We start from the raw sequence: 16463 nt of genomic DNA on the forward strand, positions 1-16463 counted from the left end.
CTGCGAGCAAGGAAATAACCGATGCTTGGACGCTTTGGCAGGGATGCCGGTTCACTCCTGGGGGTAGAAATCGCCCCGCCGTTCATCAGACTGGCGCAAGTGCAGCGCTATCGCGGTCGTTGCCGGGTGCGTGCCTGGGCGCTCGAACCCTTGCCTGCAGCGGCCATGCACGATGGCTGGATCGGCGACCCCGGGCAGGTTGCAGCGGCCTTGCTCAAGGCGCGGCAGCGCATGGTGCGGCCCGCCCGGCGTGTGGCCGTGGCGCTGCCTGGCGCCCTGGTGATCGAGAAGCTGATCTCGATGCCGGTATCGCTCAATGAAGAAGCCATCGCCGGGCAGTTATCGTCCGAAGCTGCCCAGTTCATTCCCTTCTCTCTTGAAGATGCCGCCCTCGATTTCCAGGTCATCGGCCTCGACCCTGACGATCCAGGGCGTCAGCAAGTGGTGGTCGCGGCTTGCCATCTGGCGCTGCTGGAGGTGCTGGAAGTTGCGCTCGATGCTGCCGGAATGCACGCCTGCCTGGTTGAGGCCGATCACCACGCCCTGCACCGTGCATTGCCAGCCACGAATGCACAGCGCACATTGCTGCTTCAGCTGCAAAGCGATGCCCTGGTCATTCACGAGCAGGATTCAGGACCGGTGCCGCTGCGACGCAAGGTGCTGCTGGGTGGGCAGGGTCGTGACGTCCAGGCGTTGGTTGCGGCGGTGGACAGCTACCTGTTGTCCGTTCCCGGGCGTGAGTTGCCGGGCCAGTTAGTGCTGCTGGGGTGCGCCGCGCTGGAGGGTCGCTTGCCGGAGCAGTTGCAGCAGCGGCTCGGGATGCCTGTGCATCAGGCAGACCCTTTCCAGGCCATGAGCCTGGCGCCGGGGTTGGACCCTCGGGCGCTGGCAGCGCAAGCGCCGAGCCTGGCAGTTGCCTGCGGCCTGGCGATGCGGGAGGGCGACCGATGCCTGACATGAACCTGCTGCCCTGGCGTGAGCAGCGCCGGCAGCTGCGTGTCCGGCGCCTGCAAGGGTGGATGCTGGGCATGGTGCTGATCGCCCTGCTGGTCATATGGCGGGTGGATGCTTACGGTCGGGAGGCATTGCAGCGCCAGGCGCGCGAGGATGTCGCCACGCGACAGGTCATCGAGGGGCTTGATGCTCAGCTGGAGCGGTTGGCGCAGCAAAAGGTCGACCATGCGCAGGTCCGCGACAGGCTTGAGGCACTGGAGCGTTTGCAGACGAGGCGATTGTCCCGGGTGGACCTGTTCGAACGACTGGCAGGCACCGTGCCCCAGGGGGTGTACCTCACAGCGCTGAGGACGCAAGGTCAGCGGCTGTGGGTTATGGGGGTGGCCGACTCCGGTTCGCTGGTGGCTCAGCTGCTGCGCAACCTGTCTGGCGAGATTGGCGAAGCTGATTTGCAACAGGTCAAGGCGGTGGACGCCGGGGAGGCCTTCGAGCTGGGCCTGGTCGTGAGGGGGGAGTCATGAACCTGGTATCGGACGCTTTCTGGCAGCAGTTGGCCGGCGGTACCTGGTTCCGGCAAGGGGCACTGCTACTGGGCATTCTGGGCATGCTGCTGGGGCTGGCTTATTTCATCCATCTACGGGCGCTGTTCGTCGACGTCGGCGAGCGCATCGAACAGTCACGGCTGCTGTCAAGCGAGTCCGCTGACAAGACGCGGCGCGTCCAGGTGCTAGCCGGCAGTGAGGCGCAGCTGGCTGCGGCCCACAAGGCCCTCGATGCGGCCTTGTGGCGTCTGGCAGCGGGCGGTGAGCCAGCGGGCCTGCTTGAAGACATCGCGCACCTGGGTCATGAGCACGGCCTGTTCATCGAGCAGTTGGAGCGGCTACCGGAGGTCGTGCATGACCAGCACATTGAGCTGCCCATGCAGCTTCAACTACAAGGAACCTACGTGGCCCTGGCCGCTTTTGCCCTGGGGTTGGCCCGGTTGCCTCGACTCGTCACGCTGGAGGATTTTTCCCTGATCCCGGTCGATGCTCAGGCCCCGGCGCAATTGCGTATGCAGGTGCGAGCCAGTGCCTATCGCGCTCGGGTGATGCGCGCGAGTGGTGCAGCGATACCTGACCTGGCAGGTATCGAGCGACCGGCAGCCCATTTTTCGCGAAGTCCGTTCGAGCCGTCACGCGTGCAGCGCCAGCGAGGCGATGTGCAGGGATTGCCGCTGGAACAGTTCGAAATGGTGGGCAGCCTTGTTCGTCACCAGACCCGCTTTGCCTTGCTGCGTGCTGCCGGGGTTGTGTACCGCCTGCAGTTGGGCGATGGACTGGGGCGCGACAACGGTCGGGTGGTGAGCATTGAGGAGGGGGCGGTTGAAGTCGCTGAAGAGGTATACATGGTCGGCAAGGGCTGGGTTGAGCGAAGTCGCACCCTCAGGCTCAAGGCGTCCGCAGAAGCAGGTTGAAGGTGCAGGCCAGGGAGGTCGCAATGGCAGCAGTAAGCAGGATGCTTGTGTTCGCGGCGTTATTCGTTGTGCAGGCGGTATGGGCATCGTCGGCGGGTAGTGGATCGCGCAATGAAGTGCTGTCGCTGAACTTCCAGGATGTCGAGGTGCGTTCGGTATTGCAGGTGCTCGCGGATTTTTCCGGGGTCAATCTGGTTGCCAGTGACGCGGTGCAGGGCAAGTTGACGCTGCGTCTGAAGGATGTGCCCTGGGAGCAGGCGCTGGACCTGGTGCTGCGCAGCAAGGGGCTGGAGAAGCGTGAGCAAGGCAACGTCCTTCTGGTGGCGCCTGTTGGCGCGCTGGCCGAGCAGGAGCGTCAAGCGCTGGAGGGTCGCCAGCAAATCGCAGCGTCATTGCCTCTGCAGCAGGCGTTGTTACCCTTGAGCTATGCGCGCGCCGCCGATATCGCGGCCATGTTCCAGGCGATGAAGGCGACTGATCCCCGGGGTGCCACATCCGGTATGGTGAGCGTTGACGAGCGCACCAACACCTTGATCGTGCGTGAGGCCCCGCAGCGCCTGGAAGAACTGCGCCAACTGATCGCGCGCCTGGATGTGCCGGTGCGCCAGGTCCTGATCGAGGCGCGGATTGTCGAGGCCAATGTCGATTACGAGAAAAGCCTGGGCGTTCGCTGGGGTGGCGAGTTGCAGTTGGGTAACGGCTTGAGCCTGGGTGGCGGTGACGCCTTTGTCGACCTGGGTGTGGAGCGCGCCACTTCAGCCATCGGCGTGGGCCTGCTGCGCGATAATGTGCTGCTCGACCTTGAGCTCAGTGCCATGGAGAAGTCCGGCAACGGCGAAATCATCTCCCAGCCCAAGGTCGTTACCGCTGACCGGGAGACCGCGAGGATCATCAAGGGCACCGAGGTGCCCTACCAGGAAACCAGCGGCAGCGGCGCCACGTCCGTGACCTTTCGCGAAGCATCGTTGTCTTTGGAGGTAACGCCGCAGATCACCCCCGATAACCGGGTCATCATGGCCGTTAAGGTGACCAAGGACGAGCCGGACTACCTCAATGCCTTGGCCCAGGTGCCACCCATCCGCAAGAACGAGGTCAATGCCAAGGTCCATGTCAGTGATGGCGAGACCATCGTAATCGGTGGTGTGTACTCGACAGTGCAAAGTAAAGTTGTCGATAAGGTGCCATTTTTCGGCGATGTGCCGTATGTTGGTCGGCTGTTTCGTCGCGATGTTCTACAAGAGAAAAAATCCGAGCTGCTGGTCTTCCTGACTCCGCGTATCATGAGTGACCAGGCGATTGCTGTGAGTCGTTGATTCTGTGCGAAATTTGATACTTGTGGGGCCCATGGGTGCTGGTAAAAGCACCATCGGCCGCCTGCTGGCCAAAGAGCTGCGCCTGCCGTTCAAGGATTCCGACAAGGAAATTGAACTGCGCACGGGCGCCAATATCCCGTGGATCTTCGATAAGGAAGGCGAACCGGGCTTTCGTGATCGTGAGCAGGCGATGATCGCCGAGCTCTGTGCCTTCGACGGCGTGGTCCTGGCCACCGGCGGTGGCGCGGTGATGCGCGATGCCAACCGCCAGGCCCTGCATGCCGGTGGCCGGGTGGTGTACCTGCACGCCTCGGTCGAGCAGCAGGTCGGGCGTACCGCGCGTGATCGCAACCGCCCGTTGCTGCGTACGGCCAACCCGGAAGCGACCCTGCGCGCCTTGTTGGAAATCCGTGATCCGCTCTATCGCGAGATCGCCGACCTGGTGGTGGAAACCGATGAGCGGCCGCCGCGGATGGTGGTGCAGGATATTCTCGAGCGCTTGCAGAAGTTGCCGCCCCGTTGAGCCGGGCTTATCCTCGGCCACCCGTCATGCCGTGACAGGGCACACCGTTATCGCGCGGCTCGAGCCATCGATGCCGCGCCTTGTTCATTGTGGGGACACATGCAGACACTAAAGGTCGAACTGGGCGAACGTAGCTACCCGATCTACATCGGCGAAGGCTTGCTGGATCAAACGGAACTGTTGGCGCCGCACATTGCCGGCCGGCAGGTTGCCATTGTCTCCAACGAGACGGTCGCGCCCCTCTACCTTGAGCGTTTGAGCCGTACCCTGGGTGCCTACTCGGTGCTGCCGGTGGTGCTGCCCGATGGTGAAGCCCACAAGAACTGGGAAACCCTGCAACTGATTTTCGATGCCCTGCTGACCGCGCGGCATGACCGTCGCACCACCGTGGTCGCCCTCGGCGGCGGCGTGATCGGTGACATGGCTGGGTTTGCCGCTGCCTGCTACCAGCGTGGCGTGGACTTCATCCAGGTGCCGACCACCTTGCTGTCCCAGGTCGATTCGTCGGTCGGCGGAAAGACCGGTATCAACCATCCGCTGGGCAAGAACATGGTCGGCGCCTTCTACCAGCCCAATGCAGTGCTGATCGATACCACCAGCCTCAACACCCTGCCTGCGCGCGAGTTGTCAGCGGGGCTGGCCGAAGTGATCAAGTACGGCCTGATCTGTGATGAGCCCTTCCTGGGCTGGCTCGAAGAACACATGGACGCCTTGCGCGGCCTGGACCAGACCGCCCTGACCGAAGCCATCCGTCGCTCCTGTGCGGCCAAGGCCGCCGTGGTCGGTGCCGATGAGCGCGAGTCCGGCGTGCGCGCCACCCTCAACCTCGGTCATACCTTCGGCCATGCGATTGAAACCCACATGGGCTATGGTGTCTGGTTGCATGGTGAGGCCGTCGCGGCTGGCACGGTGATGGCACTGGAGATGTCCATGCGCCTGGGCTGGATCAGCCAGCAGGCGCGTGATCGGGGTATCCGCCTGTTCCAGCGCGCCGGGTTGCCGGTGGTGCCGCCAGAAGAAATGACCCCTGCCCAGTTCATGGAGCACATGGCAGTGGATAAAAAGGTACTCGACGGTCGTCTGCGGCTGGTCCTGCTGAGCCAAATGGGCGAGGCGGTGGTCACCGACGACTACCCGAAAGAGATTCTTCAGGCCACGCTGGCGGCGGACTACCGCGCTATCGTGGCCCAGCTTTGAGGTTGATGAGAGTTCGATGACTAGTCTGCATGCCGACGAGGCCTTCCTCGGCCATTACCAGTTGAACCATGACCCCTTCGCTGCACGGGTGCCAGGTTTCAAGTTTTTCCCAGCCCAGCGCAAGCCGGTGCTTGGCCAGTTGCACCACCTGGCCCGCTACAGCCATCTGCTGCTGGTGGTGACCGGTCCTCAGGGCAGCGGCAAGACCCTGCTGCGCCAGGCACTGGTCGCCAGCACCAACAAGCAGTCGGTGCAAAGCGTGGTGGTGTCCGCGCGCGGTGCCAGCGATGCCGCCAGCGTACTCGGCCAAGTGGCCCAGTCCCTTGGCGTTGCCCAGCCTGAAGTGCCTGAACTGCTGGCCCAGGTGGTGCAGTTGGCCTTGACCGGCCAGGAAGTCTATTTGCTGGTGGACGATGCGGAACAACTGGAGGAGTCGGCACTCCAAGCCTTGCTGGAGTTGGCGGCGGGTACCCCGGAAGGGCGTCCGCACGTGTTCCTGTTCGGCGAGCCGTCACTGATCGCCGGGCTTGAGGCACAAAGCGCCGACATGGAGCGTTTCCATGTCATCGAGCTTGCGCCCTACAGCGAAGAAGAAACCCGGGAATACCTCGAGCAGCGCCTGGAAGGTGCCGGGCGGGGCATCGAGGTCTTCACCGGTGAACAGATTGTCGATATTCACCAACACTCCGATGGCTGGCCTGGGGCAATCAACCAGGTCGCCCGCGATACCTTGATCGAAGCCATGATCGCCAGCCGGACCACGGCGAAGCGACCATCAATGGGGTTCAATATGCCTAAGAAACACGTGCTGGCGCTGTCTGCTGTCGTCGTGGTCGCCGTGGGTGCGGCCGTGCTGATGCCGAAAAAGAGCGACCAGGCGCCAACGGCGCCGGCCGAACAGGCGCAACTGCCACTGGGGCAGGGCCAGCCAGGTAATGCACAGTCGAACAATGGCAGCCCGGCCATCGAATTCGCCGGCAACTCGCAGCCGATGCCACTGCCGCTGGTAGGTCAGTCGCAACCGGTGATGCGTGGCCCCCTGGCCGAAGCGGCTGGCATGGGTGAGGGCGACGAAGGTAGCCCGGCCGGTGATACCGCGCTGCAGCCGCCGACGGTCACCACCATTGCGCCGCCTGCCGGCGTCCAGCCCGGCCCTGCGCCAGCGCCGGCACAGCCTGTAGCCCAGGTGCAGCCTGTCACGCAGCCCGTTGCCAAGGCGCAACCTGTCGCGCCAGCACCAAAACCGGTTGCACCTGTTGCCAGCAAGCCGGTTGCGCCAGCAGCCAAGCCTGCGCCTGTTCAGGTTGCGACGGCTAAACCCGCCGCCCAGCCTGCCGCCAAGCCCGCTGCAGGGGGTGGCTGGTACGCAGGGCAGAAGCCAGGCAATTATGTTGTGCAAATCCTCGGTACCAGCTCCGAAGCCTCTGCCCAGGCCTACGTGAAAGCCCAGGGTGGCGACTATCGCTACTTCAAGAAAACCCTGCAGGGCAAGCCGCTGTACGTGATCACTTACGGCAACTTCGCCAGCCGCGATGCAGCGCTCGCTGCAATCAAGGCCTTGCCAGCCAAGGTCCAGGCTGGTAAACCTTGGCCACGTACCGTCGCCAGCGTCCAACAAGAGCTGGCCGCGACCCGCTGATATAGCCTGGTGGCACTACCCCCGCCACCTGCTGAGCGACTCCTGAAACTCGGTCAAGCCTGCTGCGTACTACGCGGCAGGCTTTTCTGTCCCAGACTGCCGGCCAAAAGCCCATCTTGCAGTCCAGGCTGAAACGCTTCAGACTCAAGCCATGCCGTTACCACGGCGCACGCTTAAAAACATTCAAAAATGCGACATGGGTTTACGACAATTCGTCGTAAATTTGTGGGCTTCCCTGTCGCTGTGCAACAATGGCTCCCCTATTGCCCCCGCAAAGCTGGCGTTCGTTCGGCGTGGATGGTAAGTGGTTGTACTAAAAAGAGATTTGCCTTGGTGAGAGGCGAACCTGGTGAGAAAGTGTCTATGAAAACAGGTCTGTACCATCCCGAAGAATTCAAGGATAACTGTGGTTTCGGCCTGATCGCCCATATGACGGGCGAACCCAGCCACCACCTTTTGCAAACGGCCATGCAGGCACTGACCTGCATGACGCACCGCGGCGGTATCAACGCTGACGGCAAGACCGGCGACGGTTGTGGCCTGTTGATGCAAAAGCCCGATCAGTTCCTGCGCGCAGTGGCCCAGGAGCAGTTCGGCGTCGAGCTGCCCAAGCAGTACGCGGTAGGCATGGTGTTCTTCAATCAGGACAACACCCGCGCCGAAGCCGCACGCGAGAACATGAATCGCGAAATCCTCGCGGCCGGCCTGCAACTGGTGGGCTGGCGCAAGGTGCCGATCGATACCAGCGTCCTCGGCCGCCTGGCCCTGGAGCGCCTGCCGCAGATCGAGCAGGTGTTCGTCGGCGGTGAAGGCCTGAGCGATCAGGAATTTGCCATCAAGCTGTTCAGCGCCCGTCGTCGCTCCTCGGTGGCCAACGCCGCCGACACCGACCACTACATCTGCAGCTTTTCGCACAAGACCATCATCTACAAAGGCCTGATGATGCCGGCGGACCTCGCCGCCTTCTATCCGGATCTGGATGACGAGCGCCTGCAGACCGCCATTTGCGTGTTCCACCAGCGTTTCTCCACCAACACCCTGCCGAAATGGCCGCTGGCCCAGCCATTCCGCTTCCTCGCCCACAACGGCGAGATCAACACCATCACCGGCAACCGCAACTGGGCCCAGGCCCGTCGCACCAAGTTCGCCAACGACCTGATCCCGGACCTGGAAGAACTCGGCCCGCTGGTCAACCGCGTCGGTTCCGACTCCTCGAGCATGGACAACATGCTGGAGCTGATGGTCACCGGTGGCATCGACCTGTTCCGCGGCGTGCGCATGCTGGTTCCGCCAGCCTGGCAGAACGTCGAGACCATGGATGCCGACCTGCGCGCCTTCTACGAATACAACTCCATGCACATGGAAGCGTGGGACGGCCCGGCGGGCATCGTGCTGACCGAAGGTCGTCACGCGGTCTGCCTGCTCGACCGCAACGGCCTGCGTCCGGCGCGCTGGGTCACCACCAAGAACGGCTACATCACCCTGGCGTCGGAGATCGGCGTGTGGGACTACAAGCCTGAAGACGTCATCGCCAAGGGCCGCGTGGGCCCGGGCCAGATCTTTGCCGTGGACACCGAGACCGGCCAGATCCTCGACACCGACGCCATCGACAACCGCCTCAAGTCGCGCCATCCGTACAAGCGCTGGCTGCGCCAGAATGCCCTGCGCATCCAGGCCGACCTGAGCGACGACCAGGGCGTGGCCAGCTACGACGCTGACCAGCTCAAGCAATACATGAAGATGTTCCAGGTCACCTTCGAAGAGCGTGACCAGGTGCTGCGTCCGCTCGGCGAACAAGGCCAGGAAGCGGTCGGCTCGATGGGCGACGACACACCGATGGCGATCCTGTCGCAGCGCGTGCGTTCGCCGTACGACTACTTCCGCCAGCAGTTCGCCCAGGTCACCAACCCGCCGATCGACCCGCTGCGCGAAGCGATCGTCATGTCGCTGGAGATCTGCCTGGGTGCCGAGCGCAACATCTTCCAGGAATCCCCGGAGCACGCTTCGCGGGTGATCCTCAGCTCGCCGGTCATTTCCCCGGCCAAGTGGCGCTCGTTGATGAACCTCGACCGTCCGGGCTTCGAGCGTCAGCTGATCGACCTGAACTACGACGAGAGCATCGGCCTGGAAGCGGCCGTGCGTAACATCGCCGACCAGGCCGAAGAAGCCGTGCGCAGCGGCAAGACCCAGCTGGTACTGAGCGACCGCCATATCGCCCCGGGCAAGTTGCCGGCCCATGCCGCGCTGGCCGTCGGTGCGGTGCATCACCGCCTGACCGAACTGGGCCTGCGTTGCGACAGCAACATCCTGGTGGAAACCGCAACTGCCCGCGACCCGCATCACTTTGCCGTGCTGATCGGTTTCGGCGCCTCGGCGGTGTACCCGTACCTGTCCTACGAAGTGCTGGCCGACCTGATCCGTACCGGTGAAGTGCTGGGCGACCTGGACGAAGTCTTCAAGTACTACCGCAAGGGCATCTCCAAGGGCCTGCTGAAGATCCTCTCGAAGATGGGCATCTCCACCGTCGGTTCGTACCGGGGTGCGCAGCTGTTCGAGGCTGTCGGCCTGTCCGAGGAAGTGGTCGGCCTGAGCTTCAAGGGTGTTGCCAGCCGCCTCAAGGGCGCGCGCTTCGTCGACATCGAGAGCGAGCAGAAGCTGCTGGCCGCCGAAGCCTGGAGTCCGCGCAAGCCGATCCAGCAGGGTGGTCTGCTGAAGTTCGTCCACGGTGGCGAATACCACGCTTACAACCCTGACGTGGTCAACACCCTGCAGGCCGCTGTGCAGCAGGGCGACTACGAGAAATTCAAGGAATACACCGCGCTGGTGGACAATCGTCCGGTGTCGATGATCCGTGACCTGCTCAAGGTCAAGGTCGCCGACCAGGCGCTGGCCCTGGAAGAAGTCGAGCCGCTGGAAGCGATCCTCAAGCGCTTCGACTCCGCCGGTATTTCCCTGGGCGCGCTGTCGCCTGAGGCTCACGAAGCCTTGGCCGAGGCCATGAACCGCCTGGGCGCGCGCTCCAACTCCGGCGAGGGCGGCGAAGATCCGGCCCGCTACGGCACCATCAAGAGCTCGAAGATCAAGCAGGTGGCCACCGGTCGTTTCGGTGTCACCCCCGAGTACCTGGTCAACGCCGAAGTCCTGCAGATCAAGGTCGCCCAGGGCGCCAAGCCGGGCGAGGGCGGCCAGCTGCCAGGCGGCAAGGTCAACGGCCTGATTGCCCGCCTGCGTTATGCAGTGCCGGGTGTGACGCTGATCTCGCCACCGCCGCACCACGACATTTACTCGATCGAAGACCTGTCGCAGCTGATCTTCGACCTCAAGCAGGTCAACCCGCAGGCGCTGGTCTCGGTCAAGCTGGTAGCCGAAGCGGGCGTCGGCACCATCGCCGCCGGCGTGGCCAAGGCCTATGCCGACCTGATCACCATCTCCGGCTACGACGGTGGCACCGGCGCTTCGCCGCTGACCTCGATCAAGTACGCCGGTGCACCGTGGGAACTGGGCCTGGCCGAAACCCACCAGACCCTGCGCGGCAACGACCTGCGCGGCAAGGTCCGGGTACAGACCGACGGCGGCCTGAAAACCGGCCTGGACGTGATCAAGGCCGCGATCCTCGGCGCCGAAAGCTTCGGCTTCGGAACTGCGCCGATGATCGCCCTGGGCTGCAAATACCTGCGCATCTGCCACCTGAACAACTGCGCCACCGGCGTCGCCACCCAGAACGACAAGCTGCGCAAGGACCACTACATCGGTACCGTCGACATGGTGGTGAACTTCTTCACCTACGTGGCTGAAGAGACCCGTGAGTGGCTGGCCAAGCTGGGCGTGCGCAGCCTCGGTGAGCTGATCGGGCGCACCGACCTGCTGGAAATGCTCCCCGGTGAAACCGAGAAGCAGAAGCACCTGGACCTCAGCCCGCTGCTGGGCAGCCCGCACGTGCCGGCCGACAAGCCGCAGTTCTGCGAAGTCGACCGCAACCCGCCGTTCGACAAGGGTGTGCTGGCCGAGAAGATGGTCGACATGGCGCTGCCGGCCATTCGCGACCAGAGCGGTGGCGAGTTCAGCCTCGACATCTGCAACTGCGACCGTTCCATCGGCGCGCGGATCTCCGGTGAGATCGCACGCCTGCATGGCAACCAGGGCATGGCCAAGGCACCGATCACCTTCCGCTTCAAGGGCACTGCAGGCCAGAGCTTCGGTGTGTGGAACGCCGGTGGCCTGAACCTGTACCTCGAAGGCGACGCCAACGACTACGTCGGTAAAGGCATGACCGGTGGCAAGCTGGTGATCGTGCCGCCTGCGGGCAGCCCGTTCGCGACCCAGCACAGCGCCATTGTCGGCAACACCTGCCTGTACGGCGCAACCGGCGGCAAGCTGTTCGCTGCCGGTACCGCGGGCGAGCGCTTTGCCGTGCGTAACTCCGGCGCCCACGCGGTTGTCGAGGGCACGGGCGATCACTGCTGTGAATACATGACCGGTGGTTTTGTCTGCGTCCTGGGCAAGACTGGCTACAACTTCGGCTCTGGCATGACCGGCGGTTTCGCCTACGTGCTGGACATGGACAACAGCTTCGTCGACAAGCTCAACCATGAACTGGTGGAGATCCAGCGCATCACCGGTGAAGCGATGGAGGCGTATCGCAGCCATCTGCACCGCGTGCTGACCGAGTACGTCGAAGAAACCGGCAGTGAATGGGGGCGTGAGCTCTGGGAGAACCTGGACGACTACGTACGTCGCTTCTGGCTGGTCAAGCCGAAGGCGGCGAACCTGAAGAACCTGCTGTCCAGCACCCGTGCCAACCCGCAGTGATATGCGCCTGAAGAGTTTGATGAGGTTTTGAACATGGCTGAACGTCTGAGTAATGACTTCCAGTTCATCGAGGTCGGGCGCAAGGATCCGAAGAAGAAACTGTTGCGTCAACGCAAGAAAGAGTTCGTGGAAATCTACGAGCCCTTCAAACCCCAGCAGTCGGCCGAACAGGCCCACCGCTGCCTGGGCTGTGGCAACCCGTACTGCGAATGGAAGTGCCCGGTACACAACTTCATCCCCAACTGGTTGAAGCTGGTGTCCGAAGGCAACATCCTCGCCGCCGCGGAGCTGTCGCACCAGACCAACACCCTGCCGGAAGTGTGCGGCCGGGTGTGCCCGCAGGACCGCCTGTGCGAGGGTGCCTGCACCCTCAACGACGGCTTCGGCGCGGTGACCATCGGTTCGGTGGAGAAGTACATCACCGACACCGCCTTCGCCATGGGCTGGCGCCCGGACATGTCCAAGGTCAAGCCGACCGGCAAGCGTGTCGCCATCATCGGTGCCGGCCCAGCTGGCCTGGGCTGTGCCGACGTGCTGGTGCGCGGCGGTGTGACCCCGGTGGTGTTCGACCGCAACCCGGAGATCGGTGGCCTGCTGACCTTCGGTATCCCCGAGTTCAAGCTGGAAAAGACCGTGCTGAGCAATCGCCGCGAAGTCTTCACCGGCATGGGCATCGAGTTCCGCCTCAACACCGAGGTGGGCAAGGACATCAGCATGGAGCAGTTGCTCACCGAATACGATGCCGTATTCATGGGCATGGGCACCTACACCTACATGAAGGGCGGCTTCCCCGGTGAAGACCTGCCGGGCGTGCATGATGCGCTGGACTTCCTGGTGGCCAACGTCAACCGCAACCTGGGCTTTGAAAAGTCGCCGGAAGATTTCGTCGACATGAAGGGCAAGAAGGTCGTGGTTCTGGGCGGTGGCGACACGGCGATGGACTGCAACCGCACCTCCATCCGCCAGGGCGCCAAGGCTGTGACCTGTGCTTACCGCCGTGACGAGGCGAACATGCCGGGCTCGCGCAAAGAGGTGAAGAACGCCAAGGAAGAAGGGGTGAAGTTCCTCTACAACCGCCAGCCGATCGCCATTGTCGGTGAAGACAAGGTCGAGGGTGTGAAGGTGGTCGAGACCCGTCTGGGCGAGCCGGATGCCCGTGGCCGCCGCAGCCCCGAGCCGATCCCGGGCTCCGAGGAGATCATCCCGGCCGATGCCGTGGTCATCGCCTTCGGTTTCCGCCCGAGCCCGGCACCGTGGTTCGAGCAGTTCAGCATCCAGACCGACAGCCAGGGCCGTGTCGTGGCGCCGGAGAAGGGTGCGTTCAAGCACCAGACCAGCAACCCGAAGATCTTCGCCGGTGGCGACATGGTCCGCGGTTCCGATCTGGTGGTGACGGCGATCTTCGAAGGGCGCAATGCCGCCGAGGGAATCCTGGACTACCTGGGCGTCTGATCGGGCCCTATCGCCGGCTTTGCCGGCTCCCACAGGACATCGGGGAAACCTGATTAGGTGTGGGAGCCGGCATCGCCGGCGATGCTTTTAAACAAAATCTATTGACCTGTCACAAGTCGATAGACAAAAGGCACGGCTCCCACCGTGCCTTTTCTGTTGGTGTCTGAGAAAATGCCCGCACTTTTTTTCCGGATGCCGACATGACTGCCTTGAAGAACGATCGTTTTCTGCGCGCCCTGCTCAAGCAACCCGTAGACGTCACCCCGGTGTGGATGATGCGCCAGGCCGGCCGCTACTTGCCGGAGTACCGCGCCAGCCGCGCCAAGGCCGGTGATTTCATGAGCCTGTGCATGAACCCGCAGTTCGCCTGCGAAGTCACCTTGCAGCCGCTGGACCGCTACCCGCTGGACGCCGCGATCCTGTTCTCCGACATCCTTACCATTCCCGATGCCATGGGCCAGGGCCTGTACTTCGAGACCGGTGAAGGTCCGCGCTTCAAGAAAGTCATCAGCACCCTGGCCGATATCGAAGCCCTGCCGATCCCTGATCCACAGAAGGACCTGGGCTACGTGATGGATGCGGTCAGCACCATCCGCCGCGAGCTCAATGGCCGTGTGCCGCTTATCGGTTTCTCCGGCAGTCCCTGGACCCTGGCCACCTACATGGTCGAAGGCGGCTCGTCGAAAGACTTCCGCAAGACCAAGGCCATGCTCTACGACAACCCGCAGGCCATGCACCTGCTGCTCGACAAGCTGGCGCAGTCGGTCACCAGCTACCTCAACGGCCAGATCCTCGCTGGCGCGCAAGCCGTGCAGATCTTCGACACGTGGGGCGGCAACCTGTCGGCTGCGGCCTACCAGGAGTTCTCCCTGGCCTACATGCGCAAGATCGTCAGCGGCCTGATCCGCGAGCACGAGGGGCGCAAGGTGCCGGTGATCCTGTTCACCAAGAACGGCGGCCTGTGGCTGGAAAGCATTGCCGACGCCGGTGCCGACGCGCTGGGCCTGGACTGGACCTGCGACATCGGCGAAGCCCGCCAGCGGGTCGGCAGCAAGGTCGCCCTGCAGGGCAACATGGACCCGACCGTGCTCTACGCCAAGCCTGAGGCCATCCGTGCCGAAGTCGGACGTATCCTGGCCAGTTACGGCCAAGGCACGGGCCATGTGTTCAACCTCGGCCATGGCATCACTCCGGAAGTCGACCCTGAGCATGCCGGTGTCTTCATCAACGCCGTGCACGAGTTGTCGGCGCAGTATCACCAGTAAGCACTGCTGCATAACAAAACGCCCGGCCAATGCCGGGCGTTTTGCCATTAAGTTTCAATTCAGCCTGCCCGGGTAACCTGATCCCATCGAAACCCGAACAGGACCTGAACCATGAAAATCCGTTACCTCGCCCTGCTGCTTGCCCCACTGTTCAGCACCGCCGCCCTGGCAGCCGGCTACACCGGCCCTGGCGCCCAGCCGGTAACCACCGTGAGTGCCGCCAACGATGCCGCCGACGATACCCCGGTGGTGTTGCAGGGCTTCGTGGTGAAGAAGCTGAACAACGATGACAAATACGAGTTCAAGGACAGCACCGGCACCATCAACGTCGAGATCGATGATGAAGACCTGCCGCCGGTAGCGTTCAACGAGAAGACCCGGGTCAAGCTGAGCGGTGAGGTCGAGAAGCACCTGATGAGCCGTGAGGTGGATGTCGATCTGGTTGAAGTGGTCAACTGAAGCTAATCGCGGGGCAAGCCCGCTCCTACAAAACCTGTAGGAGCGGGCTTGCCCCGCGATACGTTCAGGCCTTGGCCGGCAACCTGCTCAAATGCAGTGCCACCAGCAAGGCCACCAGCAGCAGGCTGCCAATGAACAGCCCGATGCCGTTCCACCCGGCGTGATGCCAGAACACCCCACCGGCCGTCCCGGCCACACTCGACCCCGCGTAATAGCTGAACAGGTACAGCGACGAGGCCTGGCCCTTGGCCCGGGTCGCGCGCCGGCCGATCCAGCTGCTGGCCACCGAGTGGGCGCCGAAGAAGCCGAAGGTGAACACCAGCATGCCGACGATCACCAGCGGCAATGGGGTGAACAAGGTCATCAGCAAACCGGCGAACATCAGCACGATGGTGCCCCAGAACACCTTGCGTCGCCCCAGTTTGTCCGCCAGGGCACCAATCTGTGCCGAGCTGTAGATGCCCGACAGGTAGACCACCGACAGCAGTCCCACCAGTGCCTGGTTCATATGGTAAGGCCCGGCCAGCAGGCGATAGCCGATGTAGTTGAACAGGGTGACAAAGGCACCCATCAACAGGAAGGCCTCGAGGAACAACCAGGGCAGCCCGGCATCGCGAAAGTGCAGGGTGAAGCCGTCCAGCAGGCTGCGCGGGTGCAGCGAGCGTGGGCGGAAGTTGCGTGATTCGGGGAGGATTTTCCAGAACACCAGCGCCGCCACCAGGGCCAGGCTGCCGATCACCAGCAAGGCGGTGTGCCAGCTGACGAAGTCGATCAGGACCCCTGTGATCAACCGTCCGCTCATGCCGCCAATAGCGTTGCCGCCGATGTACAGGCCCATGGCCAGGCCGATGTGCTGCGGGTGGATCTCTTCGCTGAGGTAGGTCATGGCCACCGCAGCCAGCCCGCTCAACGACAGGCCGAGCAGGGCACGGGCCAGCAACACGGCGTGCCAGCTCGGCATCACTGCACCGACGAGGGTGCTCAGCGCCGCGCAGAACAAGGCCGCCACCATCACCGGCTTGCGGCCGATGCGGTCGGAGATCGGCCCGGTGATCAACAGGCCGAAGGCCAGGGTGGCAGTCGATACCGAGAGGATCAGGCTGCTTTGCGCCGCATTGATGGAAAACTCCTGGGACAGCAACGGCATCATCGGCTGCACGCAGTAGAGCAGGGCGAAGGTGGCGAAGCCGCCGCAGAACAGCGCCAGCACCGTGCGCATGAAGGCCGGGGTGCCTTTTTCGATCCAGCGTTCAGAAACGGACGCGACGTGTTCGTCGACAGGGGCGTGCGGCAATTCGTGGGCGTGTGCAGCTACAGCAGTTTTCACGGGGGACCTCGGGCGCTACAACCTGGCAGGCAGTGAAAAAAGCATATAGCTGGCTAATGATCATTTCCA

12 protein-coding genes are annotated in these 16463 nt (G+C 63.3%); 11 read left to right on the top strand and 1 reads right to left on the bottom strand.

Annotated features, from left to right (window positions below):
- Window positions 1-21: 21 nt before the first annotated feature.
- The 11 genes from pilM to ACIQUS_RS02000 all read left to right on the top strand — a co-directional run bounded on the left by pilM (window position 22) and on the right by ACIQUS_RS02000 (window position 15067).
- Window positions 22-960: a type IV pilus biogenesis protein PilM gene (gene pilM, locus ACIQUS_RS01950; protein ID WP_403042176.1), complete on the top strand. Its 939-nt coding sequence runs from the start codon at window positions 22-24 to the stop codon at window positions 958-960.
- Window positions 957-1475 carry a PilN domain-containing protein gene (locus tag ACIQUS_RS01955; protein ID WP_403042179.1) on the top strand — a complete coding sequence of 173 codons (519 nt, stop codon included), beginning with the start codon at window positions 957-959 and terminating at the stop codon, window positions 1473-1475. Before pilM ends, ACIQUS_RS01955 begins: the two co-directional genes overlap by 4 nt.
- Complete coding sequence (locus ACIQUS_RS01960; protein WP_403042182.1) at window positions 1472-2410, top strand: pilus assembly protein PilP; 939 nt, start codon at window positions 1472-1474, stop codon at window positions 2408-2410. The genes ACIQUS_RS01955 and ACIQUS_RS01960 overlap by 4 nt, the downstream gene beginning before the upstream one ends.
- Before the next feature lie 23 nt (window positions 2411-2433).
- The gene (locus ACIQUS_RS01965; protein ID WP_403042186.1) at window positions 2434-3723 is read left to right on the top strand and encodes a type IV pilus secretin PilQ; all 1290 of its coding nucleotides are present in this window, start codon (window positions 2434-2436) and stop codon (window positions 3721-3723) included.
- 4 nt (window positions 3724-3727) lie between these two features.
- Complete coding sequence (gene aroK / locus ACIQUS_RS01970; protein ID WP_274294971.1) at window positions 3728-4246, top strand: shikimate kinase AroK; 519 nt, start codon at window positions 3728-3730, stop codon at window positions 4244-4246.
- Window positions 4247-4345: 99 nt separating this feature from the next.
- Window positions 4346-5443 (top strand): 3-dehydroquinate synthase, encoded by a 1098-nt coding sequence (gene aroB, locus ACIQUS_RS01975; protein WP_403042191.1) that lies wholly within the window; start codon window positions 4346-4348, stop codon window positions 5441-5443.
- 16 nt (window positions 5444-5459) lie between these two features.
- Window positions 5460-7082 (top strand): AAA family ATPase, encoded by a 1623-nt coding sequence (locus ACIQUS_RS01980; RefSeq protein ID WP_403042193.1) that lies wholly within the window; start codon window positions 5460-5462, stop codon window positions 7080-7082.
- A 363-nt stretch (window positions 7083-7445) separates the two neighbouring features.
- Window positions 7446-11891 (top strand): glutamate synthase large subunit, encoded by a 4446-nt coding sequence (gene gltB / locus ACIQUS_RS01985; protein ID WP_403042196.1) that lies wholly within the window; start codon window positions 7446-7448, stop codon window positions 11889-11891.
- Window positions 11892-11924: 33 nt separating this feature from the next.
- Entirely contained in the window at window positions 11925-13343 is a 1419-nt protein-coding gene (locus ACIQUS_RS01990; protein WP_403042199.1) for an FAD-dependent oxidoreductase, read from the top strand.
- A 200-nt stretch (window positions 13344-13543) separates the two neighbouring features.
- Window positions 13544-14608: a uroporphyrinogen decarboxylase gene (hemE, locus tag ACIQUS_RS01995; protein WP_403042202.1), complete on the top strand. Its 1065-nt coding sequence runs from the start codon at window positions 13544-13546 to the stop codon at window positions 14606-14608.
- A 111-nt stretch (window positions 14609-14719) separates the two neighbouring features.
- Window positions 14720-15067: a YgiW/YdeI family stress tolerance OB fold protein gene (locus tag ACIQUS_RS02000; protein ID WP_403042204.1), complete on the top strand. Its 348-nt coding sequence runs from the start codon at window positions 14720-14722 to the stop codon at window positions 15065-15067.
- Window positions 15068-15131: 64 nt separating this feature from the next.
- Here the strand turns inward: ACIQUS_RS02000 and ACIQUS_RS02005 are convergent, their stop codons facing one another.
- Window positions 15132-16361, bottom strand: a complete 1230-nt coding sequence (locus ACIQUS_RS02005) for an MFS transporter (protein ID WP_403043029.1) — start codon at window positions 16359-16361, stop codon at window positions 15132-15134.
- Window positions 16362-16463: the final 102 nt, after the last annotated feature.

The sequence above is a fragment of the Pseudomonas sp. NPDC090755 genome, from assembly GCF_044769005.1.
GTDB lineage: Bacteria > Pseudomonadota > Gammaproteobacteria > Pseudomonadales > Pseudomonadaceae > Aquipseudomonas.